The sequence below is a fragment of the Accumulibacter sp. genome (assembly GCF_031732815.1).
Lineage (GTDB): Bacteria > Pseudomonadota > Gammaproteobacteria > Burkholderiales > Rhodocyclaceae > Accumulibacter.
The window spans coordinates 26,074-36,709 of the sequence record NZ_JAVMKF010000063.1; the positions used below are offsets into that span (position 1 = coordinate 26,074).

The 10,636-nt window shown below is 66.2% G+C and carries 8 protein-coding genes; 4 read left to right on the forward strand and 4 right to left on the reverse strand.

What is annotated here, in order from left to right:
• On the reverse strand, window positions 1–1,037 hold a 1,037-nt coding region (locus tag RKP46_RS05480), incomplete at its 3' end, for a citrate transporter (RefSeq protein ID WP_311105696.1).
• Here RKP46_RS05480 and RKP46_RS05485 point away from each other — a divergent pair.
• Together RKP46_RS05485 and RKP46_RS05490 are read left to right on the forward strand one after the other, a co-directional pair.
• Window positions 1,030–1,371 (forward strand): hypothetical protein, encoded by a 342-nt coding sequence (locus RKP46_RS05485; protein ID WP_311105697.1) that lies wholly within the window; start codon window positions 1,030–1,032, stop codon window positions 1,369–1,371. The genes RKP46_RS05480 and RKP46_RS05485 overlap by 8 nt on opposite strands.
• The gene (locus RKP46_RS05490; protein ID WP_311098370.1) at window positions 1,346–1,771 is read left to right on the forward strand and encodes a universal stress protein; all 426 of its coding nucleotides are present in this window, start codon (window positions 1,346–1,348) and stop codon (window positions 1,769–1,771) included. Before RKP46_RS05485 ends, RKP46_RS05490 begins: the two co-directional genes overlap by 26 nt.
• 40 nt (window positions 1,772–1,811) lie before the next feature.
• On the opposite strand, the gene RKP46_RS05495 is transcribed toward RKP46_RS05490, so the two are convergent.
• The 3 genes from RKP46_RS05495 to RKP46_RS05505 form a co-directional block, all read right to left on the reverse strand.
• The gene (locus RKP46_RS05495) at window positions 1,812–3,959 is read right to left on the reverse strand and encodes an FAD-dependent oxidoreductase (RefSeq protein WP_311105698.1); all 2,148 of its coding nucleotides are present in this window, start codon (window positions 3,957–3,959) and stop codon (window positions 1,812–1,814) included.
• A gap of 205 nt (window positions 3,960–4,164) precedes the next feature.
• Window positions 4,165–5,367, reverse strand: coding sequence for an FAD-dependent oxidoreductase (locus RKP46_RS05500; protein WP_311105699.1), 1,203 nt, complete (start codon window positions 5,365–5,367; stop codon window positions 4,165–4,167).
• A gap of 38 nt (window positions 5,368–5,405) precedes the next feature.
• Complete coding sequence (locus tag RKP46_RS05505) at window positions 5,406–8,291, reverse strand: adenosylcobalamin-dependent ribonucleoside-diphosphate reductase (RefSeq protein WP_311105700.1); 2,886 nt, start codon at window positions 8,289–8,291, stop codon at window positions 5,406–5,408.
• A 533-nt stretch (window positions 8,292–8,824) separates the two neighbouring features.
• Between RKP46_RS05505 and RKP46_RS05510 the strand changes: the two genes are divergently transcribed.
• On the forward strand, window positions 8,825–9,493 hold the full coding sequence (locus tag RKP46_RS05510; protein ID WP_311105701.1) for an OmpA family protein: 669 nt from the start codon (window positions 8,825–8,827) through the stop codon (window positions 9,491–9,493).
• 65 nt (window positions 9,494–9,558) lie between these two features.
• Window positions 9,559–10,636: TRZ/ATZ family hydrolase (locus RKP46_RS05515; protein ID WP_311105702.1), on the forward strand; the 1,078-nt coding region annotated here is incomplete at its 3' end.

Genomic DNA, 10,636 nt, shown 5'->3' on the forward strand with positions numbered 1-10,636 from the left:
AGCATCGAGCCGCCGAAGCCGACGGCGTAGGCGAGCATTCCCCAATCGTAGCCGCCCTGTTTCAGCGCCAGCGCGGTGAGCGGGATGTTGTCGAACACCGCCGAGACGAAACCGAGCGACAGCGCCGTTTGCCAGGACGCCGGCGGCAGCTTTTCGACCGGCATCATCGAGGCGCAGACGACGAGGGCGAGCAGGAAGATCGAACCCTTGACCGCCTCCGGCACCAGACTCCATTCGGGTCGGCGCAGCGGCACGGCGAGCAGCAGGGCGCCCCAGACGGCCGCACCGAGCAGCGGAAAGTGGTCGCCGGCACCCGGGAACTTCAGATTCATCGTCACGTTGACGCTGATCGCGGTGAGCAGCATGAAGGCGACGATGCCGACGCGCATCCAGTCAACCCGCACGGTTTCGCGCAGGTCGCGCAGAATCGGTTGCAGCGCATTCTGCTGCAGCGACGCCGGAATGCCGCAGACGACCAGCGCGGTGATCGACGCGATGAAAGCGTGCACCACATCGAGCGGGCTGACTCCGGCAATCCACATCATCGTCGTCGTCGTGTCGCCGAGCACGCTCCACGCGCCGCCGGCATTCGACGCGGCGACGATCGCCGCCAGGTAGCCGATATGCAGCTTGCGCTGGAAGACGCTGGCGGCGACCGTACCGCCGATCAGCGCCGCGGCGATGTTGTCGAGGAACGATGAAAGAAACCAGATCAAGGCGAGCAGGATGAACGGACCCAGCCAGCCAGCCGGCAACAGCCTCGGCAGCAGCGCCGGTACACCGCTGTCCTCGAAGTGGCGCGCGAGCAGGGCGAAGCCGACGAGCAGGCCGAAGAGGTTGGCAAGCAGCACCCACTCGTGCGCCATGTGGCTGGCGAAACCGGCGACGCCTTCGCCGGTCTTGAAGCTGGAGAAGACGATCTTGTAGGTCGCAATCACCAGCAGACCGGTCAAGGCAACCTGCAACACGTAGCGATGGAACAGCGCGACGCCGAGCAGGGTCGCCGCGAAGAGAATGAACTCGAGCGGTATGTTCATTACCGCCGGGCCTTCCGCTGCCAGGACTGGCCCGGCAAAACATGAAAAAGCAGCCGAAGCTGCCGCGCCGACGCCTTTTCGAGCGACCGCCTTCCACCTCATCACAATCCTCCTCATGCCGAATGGCAACCCAGTCCTTGTGCTAAGCTTGTCGCTTAGACTGGAAGCCGTCAAGCGTTTCGTTGCCGGTGAGCCGGGAGAGGCCGGTTGTTGTCAGAGCAGTTCGCCGGCGAAGCTGGCGCGGCCTGCATCGATTGCGCGTCACGCGTTCATTTCATACCGTTTTCTTGCCGAAGGACATGCTTGCCATGCACAAATTGCTGCTTGCGGTTGACGGCTCAGCCGCTGCTCATCGCGCCGTCCAGTACGCCGTTGCGCTGGCCGCCGTCGTCCCGTCGATCGAGGTTGTCCTGCTCAACGTGCAGCCGGAAATCGACGACTGGAGCGTGCTGCGTGTGCTCACGCGGGAGGAAGTCGAGGCGATGGAAGAGAGTCGCGCGGGCGATGTGCTACGTGAGGAGCGCGCGGTGTTGCAGGCGGCCGGCGTGCGCTTTACACCCTTGGTCGAAATCGGTGCGCCGGCCGCGTGCATCGCCCGGGTGGCCGCCGAGCACAACTGCGACGGCATCGTCATGGGCAGCCGCGGAATGGGCGCGGTCTCGGCCGCCTTGCTCGGCTCGGTGAGCAGCGAAGTGCTGCAGTCGAGCGATCTGCCGCTCACCCTGATCCGCTAGCTTCGCTGATCGGCTGTGCCAGGCGCCACCTGACTCAGCCTCATCCGCGCAGCCGCCAGCTGTGCCAGCGCTCGACCCAGCGCAGTACTGTCGCCGGCGCATGCGCTTTCTTCCAGACGCCGGCGACATACTTGTTTGCCTCGGCGAGCGTCGGGTAGATGTGGATCGTTGCCAGAATCCGGTTCAGCCCGATGCCGTTCTTCATCGCCAGAACGTACTCGGCGATCAGCTCGCCGGCATGCTCGCCGACGATCGTCACGCCCAGAATGCGGTCCTTGCCGGGAACGGTCAACACCTTGATGAAGCCCTCGGCTGCCCCGTCGGCGATTGCCCGGTCCAGGTCGTCGAGGTCGTAACGCGTCACTTCGTAAGCGATTCCGCGCGCTTGCGCTTCCTGCTCGTTGATCCCGACGCGTGCAACCTCGGGTTCGATGAAGGTGGCCCACGGAATCACCGAATAGTCGACGCGGAACCTGCGCCAGGGTGCGAAGAGCGCGTTGACCGACGCATACCACGCCTGATGCGCGGCCGTGTGGGTGAACTGGAACGGCCCGGCGACGTCGCCGGCAGCGTAGATGTTCGGGTAGCGCGTCTGCAGGAACTCGTTGATCTCGAGCGTAGCTCCGCTGGCGATGCCGAGTTCGGCCAGGCCGTATCCGTCGAGATTGGCGCGTCGCCCGAGCGCGACGAGCAGCGCGTCGAAGGGCAGGCGGACGGTGGCGCCGGTGTGTTCGGCGATGAGCATCTGCTCGCCTTGCTCGACGATGAAGGACTTCGCTTCGTGCTCGAGTCGTAGCTGCACGCCCTCGGCGCGAAAACGCTGCGCGACCAGAGCCGAGACCTCGGGGTCTTCGCGCGCCAGCAGGCGCGCACCACGTTCGACCAGCGTCACCTGTGCGCCGAGACGACTGAAGGCCTGCGCCAGCTCGCTGCCGATCGGGCCGCCGCCGAGGATCAGCAGTCGGCGCGGCAACTGACGCAACTGCCAGACGGTATCCGAGGTCAGGTAGGCGATCTTTTCGATTCCCGGTAGCTCGGGGACGACCGGTCGCGCGCCGGCGGCGACGACGATGCTGCGCGTACGCAGGCTCTGCTGCGTGCCATCGCGGCGGGTGATCTCGACCTGCCATGGCGAGACGATGCGCGCCGCGCCTTCGACGACGTCCACGCCGAGCGCCCGGTAGCGTTCGACCGAGTCGTGCGGGGCGACCTGCCGAATGATCGCCTGCACGCGCTCCATCACTTCGGCAAAGTCGCAGCGGGCCTCGGCCGTGGCGATTCCGAACGTGCGGGCCCGCGCGATCTGCGCGAGCAATCGGGCCGAGCGGATCAGCGCTTTCGAGGGAACGCAACCGGTGTTCAGGCAGTCGCCGCCCATGCGGTGTTGCTCGACCAGGCTGACTTTCGCCTGCACGGCGGCCGCGATGTAGGCGGTGACCAGGCCGGCGCTGCCGCCACCGATGACGACCAGGTTCCGGTCGAAGCGCCGCGGCTTCGCCCAGCCGGCGTAAACCTTGCGCGCCTTGACCGCGTCGACCAGCCGGCGAGCGACGAGCGGAAAAATGCCGAGCAGGGCGAACGAGGCAAGCAGCGTCGGCGAAACGATGTCGGCGAGCGAATCGACGCGCGCCAGTTGCCTACCTGCATTGACGTAGACCAGCGTGCCGGCAAGCATCCCGAGCTGGCTGACCGAGTAGAAGGTACGAACCCGCATCGCCGTCAGCCCGAGCAGGAGATTGACCAGAAAGAACGGGAACAGCGGGATCAGGCGCAGCGTGAACAGATAGAAAGCGCCGTCGCGCCGGATGCCCTCGTCGACCGCCCGCAGGCGTTCGCCAAAACGGCCGAGCAGCCAGTCGCGCAGCAGGAAGCGCGCGACCAGGAAGGCAAGCGTCGCGCCCAGCGACGAGGCGAAGGAAACGATGACGCTACCCCAGACGAGGCCGAAGAGGGCTCCGCCGGCGAGCGTCAGAAGCGCTGCGCCGGGCAGCGAAAGGGCAGTGACCACGACGTAGGCGGCAAAGTACAGTCCGGCAAGCTGCCATGGGTGCTGCTGCTGGTATTCGGCGAGCGCCGCCTGCTGCGCCTTGAGCGCTGTCAGGCTGAGGTACTCGCCCAGGCCAAGCCGAAAATAGGCAAGCAGGGCGAGCACGATCAGGGCGAGAACGACGATTTGCTTGCGCTTCATGGGGAACTCCCAGGCTCCGGCGAATGGCTGGCCCAGCGGCGGATGCCGGCGGCCGGGCGGACGGCCAGTGTGGAGGATTCGTCGCCCAGAGCGGTGAAAAACTTACGCCGAAGGCGAACGCGGCAGGCGCTGTCGCTCAGCGCATCGCATCGCATCGTCAGCCGGGGCGCACACCGGCCCGCTGCACAGCGGTGGGCGACGGGTTTCAAGCGCTTTTCTGCGGCAGATGCGAAAAAAGGCGCATGAAGCGGCGGTCGATCCAGTCCTTCCAGTGCCACACCCAGCGCCCGGCGGCGAACAAGCTGCCGCGCGAGGCGACGGCGTAGCGGTCGCCGGTGCTGATCAGGGCGAGCCAGCGTCGCTGCGGACGATAGGCGGTGAGCGTTCCGCGGGCGGCTGCCTGGCGCAGGTTTTCGGCCAAGGGCCGACCCATGCGCACGGCGAAGACGCCGGCCTTCTCGCGTCGGTGCTCGACCATCGTCGCGCAGTCGCCGGCGGCAAAGATGCGCGGATCGGCCAGCGTCTGCAGCGTGTCACCGACGAGCAGGAAGCCGTGCGCATCGACCGCCAAACCGCTCGCCTGCAGCCAGTCGGCGCCGACCGCGCCGGTCGCCCAGACCACTTCGTCTGCGGCGAGGCGCTGGCGGCCCGGCGCGCTCGGCCATTCCAGCCAGCCGGCGCCGGCGGCATCGACGCTCGCCTTGAGGTGAAGCTGCACGCCGCGCGCCGCGAGCACACGCCGGAAATGCTGCCGGACGCGCGGGGCGTGCGTCGGCAGGATGTCGTCGTCGCGCGTCAGCAAGTGGCAGCGCAGGCGCGCCGGGTCGGCGCGCAGGCGAGCGAACTCGCGCTGCAGACGGTATTGGATGGCGAGCAGCAGCTCGACGCCGGCGGCCCCGCCACCGACGACGGCGATCGTCAACGAGGGCGGTGCAGCGCCGCCGATCGCAGCGATTCGCCGGGCACGCTCGACGAGCGCCAGCCAGCGCTGATTGAAACTGCCGATCGGCTTCACCGGGACGACGTGCGCTGCGGCGCTGGCGGCGAGATCGACGCGCGGCGTCGACCCGACGTCGATCGACAGCAGGTCCCAGGGCAGCGTGCGCCCGCTGCGGCAATGCACCAGGCGCGCCGCACGGTCGATCGCCGTCACCTCGTCCGCGATGAAGCGGGCAGCGGCAAAACTCGCCAGGCGCGGCAGATCGACATGCACCTGGTCGAAGTCGTAATGCCCGGCGACGTAGCCGGGCAGCATGCCGGAATAGGGCGTGCGCGCGGCGCTCGAAATCAGCGTCAGGCGCGCTCCGGCGAGCGCTCGCAAGCCGATTTCGCGCAGGACGATGATGTGGCTGTGACCGCCGCCGACGAGCACGATGTCGCGGCCGCCGTCGGAGGTCGATGCGGGCATGCGCGGCAGCGCTCAGACGTCCGATCGCCGTCGCGCGCTTAGCCGCAAGTCCCGACGGCGCCGCAAGCGGTGCAGAAATCGCAGCCATCCTTGCGGATCATCGTCAGGTTGCCGCACTCGCCGCACAGCTTGCCAGCGGTCGGCGGCGATGCCGTGCTGCCCGCCGGCGGCTGCAGTATCCCCATCTGGCGCAGCGGCAGGCCGTTTTCGTCGAGGATGCCGAGCATGGCGTAGCGGTGAATGATCAGTTGCGCCAGGTAGGCGACGGTCGACGGATAGTTGGCTTGCCGGCGAGTGCCCGGGATGAAGGCCATGAAATCGCCCAGCGGCTCGGGATAGTCGAGCAGCTTGCGCAGCTTCATGCCGATCCACGCCGGGTCGAGGACGCGCATGTCGAACGAGAGGAGCTTGGTCAGTCCGTCGAGCGCACGCGGGTAGTTTCCCGAAAGCCATACCGAGTAGGGACGTGTCACGCCGTCGGGCAGCGTGATCTCCTTCAGGCCGACGACGAAGTCTTCGCCGGTCGCCGGATTGAACACGTCGACGGTCCACGAGAGCGTGCCGTCGGTGCCCGTCTTGGGCTCCTTGCGGCTGAACATCGCGTCGAGCACCGGGGTGGCGCCTTCGTGTTCGAAGGCGCCGATCCGCTCGACGCGGTACTGGATCAGGCGAGCCATCGCGGCGACCACCGAAGGCATGCGCTTGCGTTCTCCGGTGGGCGGGAAGGGCATGTCGAAACCTTCGTCGCCGGCGGTGCGCGCCAGCGACTCGAGCTTCAGCGCCAGCCAGCCGTGGTCGTTCGCGCGCATGTCCATCGACAGCGTCTTGGCGACGGCGCCCAGACCACGCGGCTGCTCGGGTCCGTTGACCCAGGTTTCGAACGGCCAGCAGCGCCCTTCCTGTTCGAGGTGGCCGACGAAGAGCGCGAACTTGCCGTGCGTATGCTCGATCATGTACGTCCACGCCAGATTGCCTTCCGGCAGGTTCGGCCGGTTTGGCCAGCGCAGGCTGGCGAGCACCGGCGCCGGCAGCGTCTTGATGGTCAGCCGGCGATTCGCGTCGCCTGTTTCGAAATCCTGCGGCTGCTTGCGGTCTTCCGCCTGCTTCTGCGACTCGACCGAGAGCACGGCGCCGAGCACCGCGTTCGGACGGTACGTCGCCAGGCCTTTCAGTCCGGACTTCCAGGCGCTCAGGTAGAGGTCCTGGAAGTCGGCATAGGGGTACTCGGCCGGCACGTTGACGGTCTTCGAGATCGAGGTGTCGATGTACGGCGCGACCGCGGCGACCATGTCCTTGTGTGCCTTGGCCGAGATTTCCAGTGCGGTGACGAAGTACTCGGGCAGCCGCTCGACGTCGCCGCCCAGGTGTCTGAACAGCCGCCAGGCGTAATCTTCGACGGCGTATTCCTTCAGGCTGCCGTCGGCCATTCGCTTCTTGCGGTTGTAGGTCCAGGAGAAGGGCGGCTCGATGCCGTTCGAAGCGTTGTCGGCGAAAGCGAGCGAGATCGTTCCGGTCGGCGCGATCGACAAGAGGTGCGAGTTGCGCACGCCGTGCTGACGAATCTGCCGCTTGATCTCGCTCGGCAGGCGCGAGGCGAAATTGCCGCCCGACAGATAGAGTTCTGCGTTGAACAGGGGAAAAGCTCCGCGCTCCTTGGCCAGGTCGATCGAAGCAAGGTAGGCGGCGTCGCGCATGAACTCGGAAATGCGCGCGCCCATCGCCAATGCCTCGGGCCGGTCGTAGCGCAGACGCAGCATGCACAGCGTGTCACCCAGGCCGGTGAAGCCGAGTCCGATGCGCCGCTTGTTGGCGGCCTCCTGACGCTGGCGGTCGAGCGGCCAGGCAGTCACTTCGAGCACGTTGTCGAGCATCCGCGTCGAGACCTTGATCACCTCGCCGAAAGCCTCGAAATCGAACTCGGCGTCGGCGGAAAACGGTGCCTTGACGAACAGCGTCAGATTGATCGACCCCAGGCAGCAGCAGCCGTAGGGCGGTAGCGGCTGCTCGGCGCAGGGGTTGGTCGCCTCGATCACTTCGCAGTAATACAGGTTGTTGTCCTTGTTCATGCGGTCGAGGAAAAGGATTCCCGGTTCAGCGTGATCATAGGTGGACTTCATCACCTGGTCCCAGAGTTCGCGCGCACGCACGCGCCGGTAGACCCAGACGCCGTCCTCGCGCTGGAAGGCGCCGGCGCGTTTCATCTCCGGGTTGGGCTCGGCGCGGTGCGTCAGCGCGACCTCGGCGTCGTTTTCGACGGCCGTCATGAAGGCGTCGCTGACGGCGATCGAGACGTTGAAGTTGGTCAGGTCGCCGTGGTCCTTGGCGTGGATGAACACCTCGATGTCCGGGTGGTCGCAGCGCAGTACGCCCATTTGCGCGCCGCGCCGTGCACCGGCAGATTCCACCGTCTCGCACGAACGGTCGAAGACGCGCATGTACGATACCGGTCCGGAAGCACGCGATTGCGTCCCCTTGACCAGCGCGCCGATCGGCCGGATCGACGAGAAATCGTAACCGACGCCGCCGCCGCGTCGCATCGTTTCGGCGGCTTCGGCCAGCGCACTGTAGATCCCCGGCTTGCCGTCGACGACTTCGACGACTGAATCGCCAATCGGCTGGACGAAACAGTTGATCAGGGTGGCCGCGAGTGTCGTGCCGGCGGCCGAGTTGATTCGTCCAGCCGGCACGAAGCCGTTTTCCTGCGCCCAGAGGAAGCGCCCCTCCCAGTGCGCCCGCTGCTTGTCGTCTTCGGCTGCGGCCAGCGCCCGGGCAACCCGCCGGCGAACGTCGTGCACGGTCGTTTCGTTACCCTTGGCATACTTCTCGACGAGCACCTCGACCGATATGTCCTGTTCGGCAAGTGGCGGCGTCGCGCTGGCTTCGGCGATGGCCGCGAGCGGCAACTGGTGGGCAAGCTGGCTCATGTCTCAATTTCCCTTCGGAGGTGGTTTGCAGTCGTTCGGCCGCGGACGGCGGGCGCAGGAAAGCCGTCTCGGGCAGGGCGTCGCACGCTCTCTGTGGTCGCCTTGTTGCGGGCAGACTACTACATCTAGTGGTTGCAAGCAACCTGTACCCTACATACAGTATTCTGCTCTCGGCTTGTCCAGAGCGACAAGCCATCGAATCATGGCCTTGCGGGGGGGCCGGGACGAACCGCGCGCGCGTCCCGCGCGATCGATCCGGTCGGGTCCGGCGGTTGCTTCGCCGTGTGCCAGGTGGTCCGTGTTTACCGTTCGGCACGCGGCGGGCAGCCGATCAGCCGTCATTCGCGTGCACCAGACGCCGCGCAACGAGTCATCGTGCGCCGGCAAGGCGTCTTCGTTGCATAAAAGCCACACAATCGGAGAGCGGTGGTTGAAGCAATTCAAGTTTGTATGCTTAAATCGTCTGACTGCGCAAAAATCGCATCGCGTCCTACGCATTCGGACCTTTCAGAGACTATTCGAGGAGGAACAACTTGAAATCGAAAATCATCACCACCCTGCTGGCCTCTATCGGCCTGTTCGCCGCCGTCGGCGCTGCCCAGGCCCAAACTGCTGCTGAGCGCGTCTATGTCATCGACCCGCGTGGCGAAGTCGTCGTCAGCGGTACCGGCCTGTGCTGGCGCACCGGCTACTGGACCCCGGCGGCTGCCGCGAAGGACCCGGCGGGCTGCCAGTGCGACCGTGATCTGCTGCCGAAGGAAGTCTGCGATCCGGCTCCGGCGGCCAGGGCCGTGGGCGCTGCGGCTCCCGCCGCCAAACCGACGGGTGACAGAATCAGCGTCGCCGCCGACGCGCTGTTCGATTTCGACAAGGCGACGCTGCGTCCGGAAGGCATGCGCAAGCTCGACGAGGTCGTCGCCAAGGCGAAGGACATCAAGCTCGATACAGTCATTGCCGTCGGTCACACCGACCGCTTCGGTTCCGATGCCTACAACCAGAGACTGTCCGAGCGGCGCGCCGCGGCGGTCAAGCAGTACCTGGTCGGCAAGGGCATTGAAGCGAACCGCGTCTACACCGAAGGCAAGGGCAAGAAGCAGCCGGTGACCAAGCCCGATCAGTGCCCGGGAGCCAAGAGCAAGAAGGTGATCGCGTGCCTGCAGCCTGACCGTCGCGTCGACATCGAGCTGATCGGCATCAAGTAATCCCGATCAGCGCAGAAAAACCCCGCACCAGCGGGGTTTTTTTTGCCCGCCGATGAAACCTGCCGATGAGCGATGAGACTGCCGACATCGTCGATCTGGTGATCGACGCACGCTGGCTGGCGCCGATCGATCCGCCCGCGGTCGTCCTCGACGATCACGCCGTGGTGGTCAATGCCGGCCGTATCGTTGCCGTCATGCCGCAGGAAGAAGCTGCGCATCGTTTTCGCCCGCGGCGGCACAAGCGACTTGATCGGCATCTGCTGATCCCGGGGCTGGTCAATCTGCACACGCACGCGGCAATGACGCTGCTGCGCGGTCTGGCCGACGACCGGCCGCTGATGGAGTGGCTGGCGCAGCACGTCTGGCCGGCCGAGGCGGAGCACGCTTCGGCGCAGTTCGTCCATGACGGGACGCTACTCGCCTGCGCCGAGATGCTGCGCGGTGGCATCACATGCTTCAACGACATGTACTTCTTTCCGCGCGCTGCCGCTGACGCTGCTCTGGCTGCCGGCATGCGCGCGGCCATCGGTCTGATTGCGGTCGATTTCCCGAGCAACTACGCTGCCGATGCCGACGACTACCTGGCCAAGGGCATGGCGGCGCGCGAGCAACTGCTCGACGAAGCTCTGCTCTCGTTTTGTCTGGCCCCGCACGCGCCCTACACGCTCAGCGACCGCAGCTTCGCCGGTGTGCTGACGCTGGCCGAACAGCTCGATTTGCCCATCCATCTGCATCTGCACGAGACCAACGACGAAATCGAAGACAGCCTGCGACGCTTCGGCGCGCGCCCGATCGAGCGCCTGCGCCGGCTTGGTGTTCTCGGTCCGGGGCTGATCGCCGTGCACGCGGTGCACCTGAACGACGACGAAATTCAGCTGCTTGCCGAACACGGCTGTTCGATCGCACATTGTCCCAGTTCCAATCTGAAACTGGCCAGCGGAATCGCCCCGCTCAGGCAGTTGGTCGAACGCGGCGTGAACGTCGGTCTCGGCACGGATGGTGCGGCGAGCAACAACCGACTCGACTTGTTTCAGGAAATGCGCCTGGCCGCACTCCTCGCCAAGCAGCGCAGCGGTCGCGCCGATGCCGTCGATGCGCATCACGTTCTGCACATGGCGACGCTCGGCGGCGCCCGCGCGCTCG